This is a genomic window from Wolbachia endosymbiont (group A) of Lypha dubia (assembly GCF_964028575.1).
GTDB lineage: Bacteria > Pseudomonadota > Alphaproteobacteria > Rickettsiales > Anaplasmataceae > Wolbachia > Wolbachia pipientis.
In genome coordinates this window covers 242566-257757 of the sequence record NZ_OZ034796.1, presented here as the reverse complement: position 1 = coordinate 257757, position 15192 = coordinate 242566, and the positions used below count along the sequence as shown (strand labels likewise).

The 15192-nt window shown below is 35.1% G+C and carries 19 protein-coding genes and 1 pseudogene; 11 read left to right on the top strand and 9 right to left on the bottom strand.

Going from position 1 to position 15192, the window contains the following annotated elements; genetic code table 11:
* Nucleotides 1-88: 88 nt before the first annotated feature.
* Nucleotides 89-496 (top strand): transposase, encoded by a 408-nt coding sequence (locus ABWU72_RS01360; RefSeq protein ID WP_196770142.1) that lies wholly within the window; start codon nucleotides 89-91, stop codon nucleotides 494-496.
* Nucleotides 497-844: 348 nt separating this feature from the next.
* On the opposite strand, the gene ABWU72_RS01355 is transcribed toward ABWU72_RS01360, so the two are convergent.
* The 4 genes from ABWU72_RS01355 to rlmB all read right to left on the bottom strand — a co-directional run bounded on the left by ABWU72_RS01355 (nucleotide 845) and on the right by rlmB (nucleotide 4096).
* Entirely contained in the window at nucleotides 845-1822 is a 978-nt protein-coding gene (locus ABWU72_RS01355; protein ID WP_264723920.1) for a quinone oxidoreductase family protein, read from the bottom strand.
* A gap of 170 nt (nucleotides 1823-1992) precedes the next feature.
* On the bottom strand, nucleotides 1993-2529 hold the full coding sequence (locus ABWU72_RS01350; RefSeq protein ID WP_006279376.1) for a cytochrome c oxidase assembly protein: 537 nt from the start codon (nucleotides 2527-2529) through the stop codon (nucleotides 1993-1995).
* A complete protein-coding gene (locus ABWU72_RS01345) occupies nucleotides 2530-3252 on the bottom strand; it encodes a Bax inhibitor-1/YccA family protein (protein ID WP_155969329.1) in 723 nt (240 codons plus the stop codon). It lies immediately after the preceding gene.
* A 79-nt stretch (nucleotides 3253-3331) separates the two neighbouring features.
* On the bottom strand, nucleotides 3332-4096 hold the full coding sequence (rlmB, locus tag ABWU72_RS01340; RefSeq protein WP_155969327.1) for a 23S rRNA (guanosine(2251)-2'-O)-methyltransferase RlmB: 765 nt from the start codon (nucleotides 4094-4096) through the stop codon (nucleotides 3332-3334).
* A 92-nt stretch (nucleotides 4097-4188) separates the two neighbouring features.
* Here rlmB and ABWU72_RS01335 point away from each other — a divergent pair, with 92 nt between their 5' ends.
* Nucleotides 4189-4683: a Smr/MutS family protein gene (locus tag ABWU72_RS01335; RefSeq protein ID WP_155969325.1), complete on the top strand. Its 495-nt coding sequence runs from the start codon at nucleotides 4189-4191 to the stop codon at nucleotides 4681-4683.
* A 279-nt stretch (nucleotides 4684-4962) separates the two neighbouring features.
* On the opposite strand, the gene ABWU72_RS01330 is transcribed toward ABWU72_RS01335, so the two are convergent.
* Together ABWU72_RS01330 and ABWU72_RS01325 are read right to left on the bottom strand one after the other, a co-directional pair.
* A complete protein-coding gene (locus ABWU72_RS01330; protein WP_255356250.1) occupies nucleotides 4963-5094 on the bottom strand; it encodes a hypothetical protein in 132 nt (43 codons plus the stop codon).
* Nucleotides 5095-5495: 401 nt separating this feature from the next.
* A complete protein-coding gene (locus ABWU72_RS01325; protein ID WP_010962945.1) occupies nucleotides 5496-6530 on the bottom strand; it encodes an aspartate-semialdehyde dehydrogenase in 1035 nt (344 codons plus the stop codon).
* 140 nt (nucleotides 6531-6670) lie between these two features.
* On the opposite strand from ABWU72_RS01325, the gene ABWU72_RS01320 reads away from it, so the two are divergent.
* Nucleotides 6671-7123 carry a hypothetical protein gene (locus ABWU72_RS01320; RefSeq protein ID WP_015589289.1) on the top strand — a complete coding sequence of 151 codons (453 nt, stop codon included), beginning with the start codon at nucleotides 6671-6673 and terminating at the stop codon, nucleotides 7121-7123.
* Nucleotides 7124-7633: 510 nt separating this feature from the next.
* Here the strand turns inward: ABWU72_RS01320 and ABWU72_RS01315 are convergent.
* Both ABWU72_RS01315 and ABWU72_RS01310 read right to left on the bottom strand, forming a co-directional pair.
* Nucleotides 7634-8116, bottom strand: coding sequence for an IS630 family transposase (locus ABWU72_RS01315; RefSeq protein WP_231115908.1), 483 nt, complete (start codon nucleotides 8114-8116; stop codon nucleotides 7634-7636).
* A 28-nt stretch (nucleotides 8117-8144) separates the two neighbouring features.
* Nucleotides 8145-8492, bottom strand: coding sequence for an IS630 transposase-related protein (locus ABWU72_RS01310; RefSeq protein WP_155968342.1), 348 nt, complete (start codon nucleotides 8490-8492; stop codon nucleotides 8145-8147).
* Nucleotides 8493-8629: 137 nt separating this feature from the next.
* On the opposite strand from ABWU72_RS01310, the pseudogene ABWU72_RS01305 reads away from it, so the two are divergent.
* A pseudogene (locus tag ABWU72_RS01305) lies at nucleotides 8630-8797 on the top strand (IS110 family transposase); the annotation flags it as partial.
* 21 nt (nucleotides 8798-8818) lie between these two features.
* Complete coding sequence (locus ABWU72_RS01300; RefSeq protein WP_353284053.1) at nucleotides 8819-9331, top strand: transposase; 513 nt, start codon at nucleotides 8819-8821, stop codon at nucleotides 9329-9331.
* 213 nt (nucleotides 9332-9544) lie between these two features.
* Here ABWU72_RS01300 and ABWU72_RS01295 read toward each other — a convergent pair whose 3' ends face one another.
* Entirely contained in the window at nucleotides 9545-10819 is a 1275-nt protein-coding gene (locus ABWU72_RS01295) for an APC family permease (protein WP_010082345.1), read from the bottom strand.
* Nucleotides 10820-10954: 135 nt separating this feature from the next.
* Here ABWU72_RS01295 and ABWU72_RS01290 point away from each other — a divergent pair, with 135 nt between their 5' ends.
* From ABWU72_RS01290 to ABWU72_RS01265, 6 genes are all read left to right on the top strand, one after another.
* A complete protein-coding gene (locus ABWU72_RS01290; RefSeq protein ID WP_155969030.1) occupies nucleotides 10955-12400 on the top strand; it encodes a hypothetical protein in 1446 nt (481 codons plus the stop codon).
* 404 nt (nucleotides 12401-12804) lie between these two features.
* Entirely contained in the window at nucleotides 12805-13971 is a 1167-nt protein-coding gene (locus ABWU72_RS01285; protein ID WP_155969028.1) for an aspartate kinase, read from the top strand.
* Nucleotides 13972-14062: 91 nt separating this feature from the next.
* Nucleotides 14063-14266 (top strand): IS5 family transposase, encoded by a 204-nt coding sequence (locus tag ABWU72_RS01280; RefSeq protein WP_007549940.1) that lies wholly within the window; start codon nucleotides 14063-14065, stop codon nucleotides 14264-14266.
* A 33-nt stretch (nucleotides 14267-14299) separates the two neighbouring features.
* Nucleotides 14300-14428, top strand: coding sequence for a hypothetical protein (locus ABWU72_RS01275; protein ID WP_255317429.1), 129 nt, complete (start codon nucleotides 14300-14302; stop codon nucleotides 14426-14428).
* Complete coding sequence (locus tag ABWU72_RS01270) at nucleotides 14371-14592, top strand: transposase (protein ID WP_155969599.1); 222 nt, start codon at nucleotides 14371-14373, stop codon at nucleotides 14590-14592. The genes ABWU72_RS01275 and ABWU72_RS01270 overlap by 58 nt, the downstream gene beginning before the upstream one ends.
* 251 nt (nucleotides 14593-14843) lie before the next feature.
* Complete coding sequence (locus ABWU72_RS01265) at nucleotides 14844-15056, top strand: hypothetical protein (protein WP_065094389.1); 213 nt, start codon at nucleotides 14844-14846, stop codon at nucleotides 15054-15056.
* The last annotated feature ends 136 nt before the right edge of the window (nucleotides 15057-15192 follow it).

The window sequence follows — 15192 nt, the reverse complement described above, 5'->3', positions numbered from 1 at the left end:
AGAAAATTGCACGTAATGTTGAATATAAACAACAAAAAAGCCATAGCTGTAAAATACAGTAACGGCTGATCACTATGGAGCTTGTGATTTGCTAAAAGAAGTTGATTTTCAGCATGCCATAAAAGCACTATATGCAGATAGAGCATGTGATAGGCACAAGTTTTATAAGTTGTGTAACGAATATGATATAAAGACAAAAATTCCACCAATAAACAATGCGGCAGAACATCCAGAAATAGATTATATGTCTAACAGGAATGCTGCTATTAGGTTAATAAAATTATACGGTGAAGATGGCATGAAAGAATGGAAAAAAGAAGTAAATTATGGGAAAAGATCTTATATTGAAGGGTTTTTCTCAAGATTAAAGCAAATATTCGGATTTAGTTTTAGGAATAAATCTGAGATAAATCGAGAAAAAGAACTGCTAATCAAATGCTATTTGCTTAATAAATTCACTGATATTGGTATGGCTAAATTTGAGATAGTTACATGAATTTACCATAAATCACCATCTCATAAAGTGTGATGCAACAAAGCCATCCCAGTGTCTGGGCACTGGGATGACAAGAAGAGAGCACTGGAATGACAGGAGAAGGAGGGCTACTACCGTCATAAAGGAACCAGTGTCAGTTACTCGGATGATACCTTTTTCTACTTAATTTGGGTTATGCAAGAAGTCTATTCGCGGTATAGATTCCGCTAACAAGTAGCGGGATGACGGTTGTCGGTAAATCTAAGTCAGTTTAGCTATATGCTTTTAATTCCCCCAAAAGGAGAATTAAATATGTGAAGTTCTAGTTGATATGACTTAATGAATGGTTAGTTTAAATTACTAATTTATTTAAGAGATTTTGATAATATTTAACCCACTCGCTTTTCTATTTTCCATATCACGATGTGCTTGAATTATTTCATCAAATTTATATTTTTTATTGATCCGTACAGTTAAAAGTTTTTTTCTTATCATCTCGAAGATTTCCATTGTGGTAAGCACTAATGTGAATCTATCATGCTTATAATGGTATATTGAGGTTCCAGTTGCAAATAACGAACGTGAACTAAGTAAAGAAAAACTAATAGGAGCGTTACCTGATATCTGCCCATAGGAAACGTATATGCCGAACCTGCCTAAAGATTCAAAAGAGAGCTTGCTTGTAGCGTAACCTATGGGGTCATATACTGCACCTACTCCTCTGTTTTGCGTAATCTCCATAATTTTAGAAACGAAGTCTTTATCATTGTAGTTTATTGCGTATGTGCAGCCACTTTGTAAAGCTATCTTCATTTTTTCATCAGAGCTTACAGAACCTATCACTACACCTTTTTTATCCTTTGCCCATTGGCATATTATTTGTCCTAAGCCACCATTAGCCCCATGAACTAGCACGAAAGCACCAGGCCTGATTTTATAAGATTGATTAACTAAATAGTGAGCTGTCATACCTTTAAACAGCACTGCAGCAGCAACTTCATCAGATATGTCATCTGGAATTTTTATCAGATATTTCTGGTGTATAATGCGCTTTTCACAATATGCCCCTGGAGGAGCTGTGCAATATCCAACTCTATCTCCGACCTTCAACCCATCACTGATTTTTTTACCAAGCTTTTCAATAACTCCCACTGCTTCCACTCCAAGCACTGATGGTAAATTTTTAATTTTGCGTGTACCTTTTCTGTGCTCTAAATCATAACGATTTAAGCCGATAGTTGTGTGACGCACTAAGACTTCCTCGCCTTTTGGCTCACCTATGCTCTTATCTACAAATTCTAATACTTCTGGTCCCCCAGTTTTTTTAATTTGTATAGCTCTAACCATGATGAATATTAAGACAAAAACTTTGATTATGTTATCTAACAATTAATATTTTGCAAAGTTATTGTTTTCACAATCAATAGACTTCTTGCGTTACCTCCTGTCATTCCAGTGTCAGCTACTTGGATGACACCCTATTGATTACTGAAATGACATGGTTTGCAAACATTCTGTTACTTAAGCTTAAAAAACGTGTATGACAGTGTTATTTCGCTCAAATCTTTTGTATTGTTATCAAGCATTATCTCAGGATCTATATAAAAAGATACGGGCATAGCTGCTTTTTGTTTTGGTAGCAACATTTGTTCTTCAAAACAAAAGCATGCAATTTTATTGAAATACTTACCTGCTTTGAAAGGCGTAACGTTATACACCGCCATTCCAAATGAAGGCTGATCAGATAGATTTTTTGCGTAATAAAACGCTAAACTTTGTTCTCCTATGTTTACGTCAACGTAGTTAGTTTCTGATTTAAACTCCCAAGGTAGATCGGACATTATATCAGCATTGAAATGGACCCTGATCTTTTGGTTAGTTATATTTGTTGTTGTGTTAGTTACTTTTCTTATTGTGCCACCATACCCAGTAGCTTTACAGAAAATGCTATATAGAGGTACCGATGCATATGCAAGACATATCATCGACACAACTAAAGATACTAAAAAGAAAACTATAGAATTCTTACTGCCTTTCCTTAAAAAGGAAAACATCTAATCCCTATTGTTGAACAAGTTAAGTAACCTGAGTAGATTGAGAAACATATTAATAAAGTCAAAATAAAGATTAGTTGCACCGAGTATTGCCAATTTAGTAGTAGCAACTTCTGATCCGTCATTATGTTTATAATAAACGTCCTTGATTCTTTGAGCATCATACGCAGTCATTAAGGTAAAGACTATTACTGATATGAACGATATTGCAAAGTGGAGAGGACTACTTCCAAGAAATAAATTTACTATAGACGCAATGATTAACCCCCAAACTCCCATAATCAAGAAAGAGCCCATACTTGTAAGATCTCTTTTTGTAGTATTGCCATATAAAGCCATAGAGCCAAACATGATTGATGTAATGAAAAACGCCCTTGCTATATTTTCTGCAGTATAAACTATAAAAACATAAGATAAGGAAAGCCCCATTAACACTGAGAACGAGAAAAATATAGTAACGGCAGACTGAGCACTTAGGTGTTGAATTCTATAAGACATGTAGAACACCAATGCAACCGGAGATAACATTACCACAAGCGATAGAACGGGATTAGAATAAATTACTTGAAAAAGACCAGAAAATACTGTTAAAAATGCAACAAGCCCTGTGACGCCCAAAGCTAAAGCCATGTAATTGTATACTTTAGTTAGGTAACTTCTAAGCCCAGCGCTATAGTAAACGCCTTGAGAGCGAATATCCTGTTCATTTCTCATATAAGACATAATATAACTCCTTTTGTCCATTATTTAACACATTATAATATAAAACCACATTTTTATCAAGTGTTTTTATTATAAACAGCTATGCGCTGGCATTTGTTTTAATATAAATAGAATATAGGCCTATTGCTGCTGCATTTGAAACATTTAAGCTGTCAATTACGTTTGATATTGGGATCTTTAAAAGATAATCACAATTTTCTTTAACTAACCTCCGCATTCCTTTCTCTTCAGAACCAAAAATAATTACTCTTTTTTTCTCAAGACTCTTTATTTCATCTATATTTTCTTTAGCATTGCAATCAAACCCGTAACACCAGTAGCCGACCTTTTTTAAATACTGCATAGTTTTTACTATATTTGTAACGTATATTAGCGGAACAATATCTAAAGCCCCACTTGCTGCTTTTGCAATAGATGCATTTTCACTCGGTGAATGGTTATGTGGTAAAACCAATGCGTCGACATTAAAACAAGCTGAAGTTCTTAAAATTGACCCAATATTGTGCGTGTCAGTGACTTGATCTAAAATGACTATAGTAGAGCTGTCGTTTGAGCTTTCAGCTACCTCTTCGATGCTTAAGTTATAAAGAATAGGGGCAACATTTAAAGCAATTCCTTGATGGTTAGCACCTTTAGATAAAACGTCATTAAGTATTTTGTTTTCTACTAATCGAACTTTAATGCCCTTACTATTTACACATTGCCTAATTTCTTTTTCATGTTCTCTATAGAAATTTTCTGTTACTAACAGTTCTATACACCGCCTATTTTTATTCTTCAGTGCTGACATGCAGGTGTGCTTTCCATACAGCCAAAAATTCTCATTAGTTTTTGACGATTTCATCGTATTATCGAAAATCGGGTTTTTATAGAATAAGCAACATTTTACTATGTTTGGATATTGTTGTAAAATTATACAATTCGATTAATGCGTTTATGTCGGACGATGAGTTAGATTGGCAAAAAAATGTTAAGCCAATAGAATGTGGAAAAGTTACTTTGAAAGTTGATCATAAAGTAAATATAAAGTCTATGGTTGATAAAGGTACCTCCGACTTACAAAGGAATTTTCTTAATACCAATAATGGTCACTCATCATTTTGTCTTGACAAAAACACAAAATCAAAAGTTGATAGGGGTAAATATTTTATAAGCGATAAGCTCGATTTGCACGGCTATAGTATAGAGGATGCTTACTGTAAATTGATAGATTTTATTATCAAAAATTATCGAGCAGGAAATAGATGTTTATTGGTAATTACGGGATACGGCAGTGCAACAAATAAAACAGACACTATAAAGAGTAACTTAAATAAATGGTTAAATGACACTAAAATCCAGCATATGGTTCTATACTACCAACAAGCTACGAAAAAACATGGTGGTAAAGGGGCTTTTTATGTTTTATTAAGAAGGCTTAGGCCCTATTAGCTGCTTAAGTTTCCTTTTAAGCCTTAATTTTTCTTGTATAACCATACAGTGTTCGGCAGCGCGTGACGCACAACTGTGCGAACATTGTGATTTGGGTCTACCAGGAAGGATGTCTCCCAGTACCTCTTTTCCCGTCATCCCGCTACGTGTTAGCGGGATCTCATTTCACTTTATGAGGGTGTCATCCGAATAGCTTGACTACTTGGATCCAGATTGGATACTGAGTTGGTGAGTATAAAAGTATAGCTTCTACGTCATACCGCCGCGGTATCTCAGCCGCTAACAAGTAGCGGGGTGACGAGTTACTATACCGCTGCGAACCGTCATACCGCGATTTATTCCATAGCTGTACGAACATTCATTTTTGAAGGTAAACTGCACAGCAAATGGTGTCATTCCAGTGCTTGACACTGGAATCCAGCCGGCTTTGTTGCATCGCTAGCTATGATGGATTAAAGATAAAAAAGGTGGAGAATATCAGTAGCTTATTATTCTGGTATTTATAACAAGAACGGTCAGTGAATACCTAAATTTGAGTAAAAGAAATTTCACTACCACTCACTAATCCGGCTAAAATTCAAGAATTTCAATGCTTTAGCTATTTTCAATAGAATTAAATTTATTAATATAAATAACAAATTACTATTCTTAAATTTGATCAGATTGATTGCAAAAAAACAAGATTTTCAATAAGTTGCTTATAATCCTAATTATAGTTAGCCTTTCATAAGTAGCGATGCAACAAAGCCATTCCAGCGTCACGCGCTGCCATGTGATATACAATTTCCTTCGAATTACAACGTACGTGCGCTCTATATGCACTTGATTGACAAATGCTCTCTTATCAAAATCTCAAGAATCTGCACTATATTTAATGCTGCGCCTTTGCGCAGGTTGTCAGCCACTATCCACATATTTAATCCGTGCTCAACAGTATTGTCTCTTCTAATACGCGATACATATACAGCATTCTCCTGTACAACATCAATTTGAGTTATGTATTCACTATCTTCACGCCTGTTGTACACTAAAACTCCACTATCTTCGGCTTCACTTAGCACTTCACGAGCTTGTTCTTCAGTGATATGTTGATCAAATTCCACATTTACTGCCATAGCGTGACCGATAAAGACGGGTACCCTTACACAAGTTGCAGTAACTTTTATATCTTCCTCTAAAATTTTTTTTGTCTCCTCTTGCATTTTCCATTCCTCTTCTGTAGAGCCATTTTCCATGAATTCTCCTACATGGGGAATGCAATTGAATGCTATTTGCTTAGAGAATATCTTGGGTTTTTTAGCTTCGTTCATAAAGATTTTTTTTGTCTGGTCATAGAGCTCATCCATTGCTGCTTTGCCTGCACCAGAAGTTGATTGATAAGTTGAAGCAACGATTCTCTTTATTTTTGCTTTTTGGTGTAATAGATGTAGTACTAGCAGCATCTGTATTGTAGTACAGTTTGGATTGGATATTATGTTGTGGTTTTTATATTCCATAATTTTTTCTTTATTAATCTCTGGAATAATGAGTGGCACACCCTCTTTCATTCTAAAATGGGAACTGTTATCTATCACGATGCATCCAGCCTGTGTTGCAATTGGTACATACTCTTCAGAAACATGAGATCCAGCACAGAAAATGGCTACATTAGTTCCAACGAAGTCATAATCCTCAAGGCATAAAACTGTTAACTCTTTGTCACCAAAGCTCACCTTCTTCCCTTCTGATTTTTTCGATGCAAGTGCAATAACGCAATCTATCGCCTCATCTTGAAATTCAGCAAGCGTGCTTAATACCTCACGCCCTACTCTTCCGGTTGCTCCAATAACAGCAATTTTGTATCTCATATAGATGAACCTCTAATTTTAAAGTTCTATTATATTTTTACTGACAAAATTTACAATTGTTTTAATATTTTTACCTTGCAATTAATTGTAATTTAGCTATTATTATGCAATATTAGTAATATTACATAATGAAATGAAAGATGAGTAAGGAATACGATGAAACTAAGGTTAAACCTGCAATGTCTACACCTCAAGGGCCTGAAGGAACCAATGGATCAAAGGCCCAAAGTGTTCTTTCGAATAAAAGAAAGCCTACAATAAATTTTGATGACAAAAAGTATGGTGTAAAAACCTCTAAAATAGACCAACAGTCTCTAAACAAAAGACAAGAATCTTCAAAGCTAAGAGATCTCTTAAGGTCAATACCAATAATAAGGAGATTTTTAGCAAGGATTTTCACACCTGAAAAAATAGAAATCATCAGTAACCCTATATATGACAACATGGAAGCATATAAAAAATCGCAGGAAGATTACCCTAGTAAGATAAAAGATGAAACTAGTATAGATGATGAACACACAAAAGAAGTAGATAGTAAACTTGAGAAGGGTAATGTTGAACAAGTGGACAACAAGAAAAGTCGTAGTTCATAAATATCAATCATTTAAAAATTATCTCTAGTTATAACATTGTATCTGTTCAGATGCATGGCTCATGTACAAATATTGAAACAAAAATTCCAGTGCTCCTTTCTCGTCATCCCAGTGCGTGACACTTGTATCTTTATGATGTGAGGCATTAGAGCTAAAATACCTCACAGGGAGGGTGAAGCTGATGCGACACTAATGCCATTAAGCCAGATTTTGCTTCCCTCCCATAGAGTTAAAGACTGAACAGTATCTTTTGGAATTATATCCCGTATTACAAGGTTAGTCTAAACTCTCAGTTTATTTATAGTCTTGGAGGCAATTTTATGCAAGTAAATGCTATTTTGGGTGTGGATATTTCAAAAAAGAAATTTGATGTTTGTTTGTTAGTGGACAGTAAAAAACGACACAAAGTCTTTCAAAATAATCAAGATGGTTTTGCAAAACTTGTAGTTTGGTGCAATGGCCATGGAGCAAATCTTACTCATTTATGTCTTGAAGCAACTATAGTATTTTCTAAAATGAATGATAAATTTCCATTATGGTATTACCAACCAAAAGTTGTAAGTCTGTATATTTATGCATTAAAGGTCTGAGGCGGCTTTTGATGGTATTCCAACAATGCTCTATAGGGTTCAAATCTGGTGAATATGTTGGTAGATAGAGCAAACGGCATCTAGCATTATCTATTAACTCCTTTGTTTTGGGAGTTTTATGGAATGTGGCATTGTCCATAACTATTGTAGTACCATGTGGCAATTTAGGTAATAACATCTTCTCTAACCATGTATTGAATACCTCTTTGTCACACCCACCTTTGAAAGTCATTGGTGCAATAAATCTCTTTCCAATCCACCCGCCTATTATACTGATTCTCTCTCGTTTTCTTCCTGGAATATCTGCATAAATTTTCTTTCCTATTGGAGCACGTCCATACTCTCGGTATAACCTATTATCAACTCCTGCTTCATCTATATATAAGATGCTGGAATGGTCTATTTTTGAGATTTTATCGGTAAATCGCTGCCTATCTTCTTGATTGCGCTCTTGATATAGTGTAACTTTTTTTTAAAGTAATTCTTAGCTGTTTCAGCCTATACCAAATTGAATTTATTCCAAATCCAAGATTTTGTTTCATCTCTGCCAGCGTATGATCTGGATTCTTTTTAACATATTCTTCGAGTATTTTTGGGTCTATTTTTCGAATAAAGCTGCCGTTTTTCGATGGCCTTAGGCTTTCACCAGCGGCTTTCTTTCTTAACCAGCGGTACAGAGTTGCTATTCCTATCTCCAAAAGCTCTGCCACCTCAACCTTTGACTTCCCTTTTTCTATCATCGATACTGCCCTTTCCCTTAAATCCACACTATACGCCATTATAACTCAAATAGCTTATTATACCTTTATCATTTACTTTGGGAAGTACTATAGTTGGTATGGAGAAGATTTGGCTACTTTTATGCACGATTTAGGACATAATGTCAGTATAGTAAACCCAGAAAGCTTTTGGCAAAAGTGAGCTGCTCAGAAATAAGACAGATAAATCAGATGCAGCTATGATAGCTAGATTTTGTATCGCCAACAAACCTGCTCTTTGGAAGCCCATTGCACCTGAAATGAGGCATTTGAGGGAGCTTTACCGTTGCATGCAATCGCTAAAAGATGATAAGGTGCAACAGACAAATCGCTTGGAAAACAAAAATATGCATTCCAGTTGCAAAGAAGCTATATCTAAAGTAATTTTGGCAATAGAGGAGCAAATTATTGTTCTCGAAAAAGAAATTAATGAGCATATAAATAACTATCCACATCTAAAAAATATGGTGGAAAACCTTAAGACTATAAAAGGTATAGGATATCTTACTGCTGTTGCTGTTGCTGTTGTCGCAGAAATGCCATCAGTTGATAACTTTGACAATGCTAAACAATTTACAGCTTTTGCTGGTCTAAATCCAGGACATTATCAATCGGGATCGTCAGTAAGTAAGAGAAGTTGCATATGCAAAATAGGATCTGAGCGTATTCGAAAAGCTCTTTATATGCCAGCTATAGTAGTCAAAAACCATAATAATCATTTTCAAAAGTTTTGTCAGCGTCTAGCAAGTAAAGGCAAATGTCCAAAAGTCATAGTTCTTGCGTTAATGCGAAAATTAATGCATGTCTTTTTTGGTATTCTTAAAAATAATCAACCATTTAATTGTAATTTTGTTGGATAATTTGTTTGACAGCAGAGACAGTATCTGGGATCCAGATTGGGCACTAAGTTGGTAAACACGAAAGCGATTAATCCTTTACAACGTTTTTGATGGAACTGCGCGAAAGAACTGGATGCCAGTGTCACGCACTGGCATGACACCCATTTCTTCCTATAGTTGTCTTTTCTCGTCTACCTTATTTTGCCACTCTGCTGAACAGATACATAACATTTGCTATACAGAAACTCTGCGATACCAAAATAAATAAAGAGGTACGCCACTTGCAGTGAATAAGCTTGCGATCAGCAAGGTATTCACAGAAGTTTCAAATATTACCCAGCAGCAAAAGGTTGTTGCTATACTGCCAATTAAAAATTTGTAACAACTCTTTTCTTGCACAATAACTTTGAGAAAAGCAAGACTGCATGCAAGGTAAACAAATAAAAATGAAACTACAGAAAAGTCGATAATTGATGTGATCTGCTTAGCAAAATTGTTGCTTGAAGTGAGGATTAGTAAAGTTGCAGTTCCAACTGAGCTAGTTGTTATGCCCCAGAAAGGAGAACCGTGCTTGTTTCTTTGAGCAAAAAACTGTGGCATCAGTTTATCTTTTGCAAGGCCAAGGGCCACTTGTCCACTAGCTAGTACCCAAGCGTTTAAAGTACCAACACAAAAAATGAACGCAGTTATAGAAATAATCAAGTGCCAATTGCCAGAGGCCATAATTTTTATTGCGTCAACATATGGTGCTCTTGAACTTGCTAAATCATTGCCATTTATTAATCCCATAATTGCAAGATTGTTGATAAAATACACAACAGCAACAGAGATTGTTCCAAGTACCACAGCTCTTGGTATTGTTCTAGCTGGATTATCAACTGACCCTGCAGGTGCTGTTGCCAATTCAACTCCAATAAAACCCCATAGAGTAATAAGTGTAGAACGGGCAAGAATCTGCGATGTTGTAAGATTTGATATTTCTTCACTTATGATGAAGTTATTTCTATCAAAAAAAAACAATGCTGCTATAGGTATTACAAGCAATACAGAAATTTTTATCACCGTCAATAAAAACTCAACACGTCCAGCAGTAGCTACTCCTCTAAAATTTATTAGTGTAATAATTGTAAGTAATAACATCTCTAAAAACAGATGTACGTTTTGAATATCTTCATGGAAAAATGGTGTAAGATAACCAACACCCACAACTATTACGGCTGTTGTGCTAACCCATGAGATCACCCAATACGTCCAACCAACAAAAAAAGCTGCAGCAGGGCCAAAAGCATGCTTTACATAGACGTGAGGGCCACCCGTTTCCGGAAATTTTGCGCAGAGTGAGGCAAAAACTAAAGCAAGAGATATAGCACCAAGCCCTGATATTATCCAGCTTATAAGGCTATACATGCCATATGGAGCAAGGCTAATTGGAAGCATAAAAATTCCAGAGCCAATTTGGCTGCTAATCACTAAGGCAAAAATAGCCCAAAAACCTATTTTATTTGACACAATAATTCTTATCTAAATAGATTAACAATATACCCTAAACTCAGAAATTTCAATTGATCTTTTAACATAAAAACTTGCATTTTTTTCAATTTATTCCTAAAATAGATTATATTAACAGATTATTAAGAGGGGGTTATGAATCCGAGATTAAAAGCATTTTTGGTTGTTTGTAGTATTATTGCATTTTTGATTGCACTTTTGTTTCTCGTGTATTATTTAAATCTTCTTGTTAACTATATCCTTGACCCGATTCTAGTTCGTCCCTTTGAAAGATTATACAAAAACTTAATTGTTGATGGTCTTTATGCCTATTTATCTACAAGCACTTCTAGCCCTGCACTAGCATTTTTGGCTACAGGTTTTATTGTTATTGCTGCGTTTATTTGCCTGAATAAAATGCTTCTTCCCTTGCAAGAGAAGATCATAAACAACTATACCTCCTTTAAAAACAACAATATTGATAGCAATAGCATGTTGTTTGAGGTTTATAAAGATCCAACAATAAAATTAAAGGACAAAATCTTATTCTTCAGTATACACTTGATATATTACCTACAGCTTCCATTTTTGTATATTGCATCAAAGGTATCAGCTCTACGTGGGTTTCTTATATTTAATTTTGGTTTATTATTGTTAAATTATGCACTGCTAATTCCAGTAGCACTTCTTGAGTTAATAAAATATCCATCAGTAAAACTCTTTTCACCTTTGGGTTTGAATGTAAAGCAGCTAAGCTTTTTGTTTAATGTAAGTGATGTGGGCACTGGTAGTCAAAGTGTTCATACTAGAAGTTTTGAGGAAAGTGTCATAAACTGCGCTGAAGAACTAAAACAGAAATTTGGAACTCAACCAAATGTACTCAATAAAGAGTTTGAAGACTACATAAATAATTCAGATGAGCTTACAACTGAGCAAAAAGAGCAATTAAAACTTTATCTTAACTTTAATGGTTCCAATGAAGCAGCTTGGCAAGAATCAAAAACTGGACTAACTCTCACACAAGCTGCAAACTTAGTTTCAACTGCTGCTAAGAATCAAAAATCAGATGTGAATTCACTATTACTAATGAATTTAAAGGATGGACTTGGTTTATGTACTCTGGGAATGTTCGATCGTATTATTTATTCGCTTAGTTGTCTTGAAGCGAAAAATAATTTCTTGGTTCAAATAAATGGAGCAGTGAACGTATTAACACCTAAATTTACTGAAAGATTTTTAAAAGAATATTGCAATTATAAAAAATTAAAAATTTTGGTAGACAAGTTTGAAGATTTTTACTCCGAAGATTATGCGGATAAAAATAATATAAGCGATGAGGTGAAGAGCAACATTAACCAATCAATAATAGAAATAAGAGAATTTGTCTTTAAAGAGCTTTACATAAAATTTTACGAAGAGTATGGAAAAAGTATTCAAAGAGGTGCCATAAAGCAAAAATTAAGGGAATTAGTTACAGATGATAGTATAAAGGAAGCAGTGTATTATTCAATGTATAATATAGAAATCCCTGCAGAACCACCTACTTATCTTGAAAGAGTAAAAGCATTTTTTGGAGGTCATGCAAGGTCTCCTGCTGCTTAGTGGTGGGCTCATGTCATGGTAGAAAATTTTGACTTTAGCTAAAAAAATTACTTCCGCATACTTGAAACCTCATTATAATGACAATTAGAGATGTTTCTCGAGCTCAAAATTTGTCTCCGTCTGCAGACTTTTCATTTAAATTTCAGTTAAAAATGTGGCGTATCTTCTTCAGTGTATGTGGGTGCACACACATACTTAATCTCTGCCCAATGTGCGTTGCATTTTTTCTGAATCTTGTTCATATGGGGGATTCTATGCCTAAAATTCCAGACACTTGACTTTAGCTAAAAACCAACTGGCGCCTATGGTTTTTTATAGTTTTATCTTCCCTTTTCTGAATGGCTTGCAAGCTGCTATCTCTACAAAAACTATGTTTTTCTTCAGAAGAGAGTTATATTGTAACTATGGACAAAATAATCATAAAAAAATTTGGTGGGACTTCGCTAACTGATTTAAACCGAGTTGCAAATTTGATAAAAAACGATATTGAGAAAGGTTGTAATGTAATCGTTGTTGTATCTGCTGTTGCAGGATTTACTGACCAAATGGCTTTTCAGGCTAGGCAAATCTCAAATTTAAGTTGCAGACAAGAGTTATCAGAGTATGACGTTATGCTTTCAGCAGGAGAACAAATCTCTTGCGGTCTATTAGCTATCACTCTCCAATCGATCGGAGTTAATGCTAAATCGTGGCTTGCCTGGCAGTTACCAATTGTAACTGATGATTTTTATTCTGAGTCTAAAATAAAAACAATAAAGATTGACCGTGTGAAAAGATCTTTTGCTGAGGGTTATACTGCTGCGATCATTGCTGGTTTTCAGGGTATAAATGATGATAGAATCACTACTTTTGGAAGAGGAGGCTCTGATATATCAGCAGTTGCCTTCGCGGTAGCCTTTGGTGTTAGAATTTGCGAAATTTTTACTGATATTGATGGAATATATACAGCAGACCCGAGAATTGTTCCAAAGGCACGCAAGCTCAAATTTATCTCTTACGATGAAATGTTGGAAATGTCGTCATCTGGTGCTAAAATACTGCATAATCGTTCAGTACAACTTGCAATGAAACATAACATTAAAGTGCAAGTGCTATCCACTTTTAAGGAAGTAGAAGGCACCACAGTGCTACACAAAAGGGATGTACTAGAGAGATACTTAATTACTGGAATAACTTATAGCACTAATGAAGCTCTTGTAACTTTCACTAACCTTGCAAATAACTTGCGTACTTTAAGAGATATAGCAGGAGCAAACGTTAAAATTGATATGATACATGGGTCAAGTTTTGTTATCTCCAAATTTGATATTGATTTAATGGAAAAGTTACTGAATAAGAATGAAAATTATGCTATAAACGATAATGTAGCTAAAATTTCAATAATTGGTATTGGTGTTATGTCTAACACTGAAGTGATGCACCGCACACTCAAGGTTTTAAGCGAAAAAAAGATAGAAATACTTGCTATCACAACATCTGAAATCAAAATCAGTATAATTGTTCAAAAAGAATGCGCTGTAGCTTTAGTCAAAGATTTACATACTGAGTATGAGCTTGATATGCAGCACTAGGATAGGCTTGACGTCCAGTTGTCTAAGAGTATGTCTTGAAAAGGAATGAGGAAAAAAATATGATAGTGTAAGTAAAAAATAGGAGGGAAAATTGTATCCAAGTGATATAAGTGATAAGGAATGGGAAATTTTGGAGCCACATGTTGCACAAGGAAAGATAGGGAGGCCAAGAAAGCACAATATCAGAACAATTATTAATGCAATAAGGTATATAATGAGAGGTGGTTGTCAATGGAGAATGCTGCCGAAAGATTTTCCTCCATGGAAGACGGTGTATGACTATTTTCTCAGGTGACGTAGTAATGGCAAATTGGAAAAAATACATAATATGCTAGTAAAAGAGGTAAGAAAAATGTTTGGTAAAAATGAAACACCTTCAGTAGGAATAATTGACAGTCAATCAGTAAAAACCACTCAAAAAGGGGATCCAGAGGATATGATGCTGAAAAAAAAATAAAGGGTAGAAAACGTCATATTGTTGTAGATACAGTGGGCTTAATTATTGCGGCTGATGTTCATAGTGCAAGTGTTCAAGATCGTGATGGTGCTCTAAATCTTTTCACTCAAGCTAAATACAAGGCTCCAACTTTACGTAAGTTTTTGCTGATCAAGGATACATAGCAAAACCGCTGTTTATTGGAGACAGGATACGATTACCAAGAAAGCTGTTGATGTTACAGGATTTTTCGACAATCTGGACCACAATTTAGCACTGCAGGCTATCAAGAAGCACACAGACTGCAAATGGGTCATACTGTATGTTGAAAGGTGGATGAAATCCCCTATTCAGCAAGCAGATGGCAGTAAGGTAGTTAGGGAAAAAAGGAGTTCCGCAAGGAGGTTCAATAAGCCCAATCATTTCAAACATATTTATGCACCATGCATTTGATATATGGATGAAACAAAATCACCCAACAGTACCATTTGAAAGATATGTGGATGATGCGATAGTGCACTGCAGAACTAAAAGACAGGCAGAATTTATGCGAGCAGCAATTGAAGAAAGATTGGCACAATGTAAGCTAAAATTGCAACCTGATACCAATGCCATTCCAAAACTCCATCATTATACTGCCTTAGTATAACCTTCTCACTTCTATTGTCTATTTGTTTGTTATGTAATAGAAATTGGTATGAGATTGAAGAATTAAGTGTGAACGGTTACAGAATTTTTGCCAGGAGAAACATATAGTTAAAGTAATTCAGATTTGTAAGATATGT

What these genes read in the sequence shown, in the direction of transcription:
- ABWU72_RS01320 (WP_015589289.1), top strand. Translation starts at nt 6,671, where the DNA reads ATGAGTAAGGAATACGATGAAACTAAGGTTAAACCTGCAATGTCTACA.
- rlmB (WP_155969327.1), bottom strand. Translation starts at nt 4,096, where the DNA reads ATGAAATCGTCAAAAACTAATGAGAATTTTTGGCTGTATGGAAAGCAC.
- ABWU72_RS01335 (WP_155969325.1), top strand. Translation starts at nt 4,189, where the DNA reads ATGTCGGACGATGAGTTAGATTGGCAAAAAAATGTTAAGCCAATAGAA.
- ABWU72_RS01345 (WP_155969329.1), bottom strand. Translation starts at nt 3,252, where the DNA reads ATGTCTTATATGAGAAATGAACAGGATATTCGCTCTCAAGGCGTTTAC.
- ABWU72_RS01285 (WP_155969028.1), top strand. Translation starts at nt 12,805, where the DNA reads ATGGACAAAATAATCATAAAAAAATTTGGTGGGACTTCGCTAACTGAT.
- ABWU72_RS01350 (WP_006279376.1), bottom strand. Translation starts at nt 2,529, where the DNA reads ATGTTTTCCTTTTTAAGGAAAGGCAGTAAGAATTCTATAGTTTTCTTT.
- ABWU72_RS01355 (WP_264723920.1), bottom strand. Translation starts at nt 1,822, where the DNA reads ATGGTTAGAGCTATACAAATTAAAAAAACTGGGGGACCAGAAGTATTA.
- ABWU72_RS01300 (WP_353284053.1), top strand. Translation starts at nt 8,819, where the DNA reads ATGCATTCCAGTTGCAAAGAAGCTATATCTAAAGTAATTTTGGCAATA.
- ABWU72_RS01275 (WP_255317429.1), top strand. Translation starts at nt 14,300, where the DNA reads ATGCTAGTAAAAGAGGTAAGAAAAATGTTTGGTAAAAATGAAACACCT.
- ABWU72_RS01310 (WP_155968342.1), bottom strand. Translation starts at nt 8,492, where the DNA reads ATGGCGTATAGTGTGGATTTAAGGGAAAGGGCAGTATCGATGATAGAA.
- ABWU72_RS01325 (WP_010962945.1), bottom strand. Translation starts at nt 6,530, where the DNA reads ATGAGATACAAAATTGCTGTTATTGGAGCAACCGGAAGAGTAGGGCGT.
- ABWU72_RS01265 (WP_065094389.1), top strand. Translation starts at nt 14,844, where the DNA reads ATGCACCATGCATTTGATATATGGATGAAACAAAATCACCCAACAGTA.
- ABWU72_RS01290 (WP_155969030.1), top strand. Translation starts at nt 10,955, where the DNA reads ATGAATCCGAGATTAAAAGCATTTTTGGTTGTTTGTAGTATTATTGCA.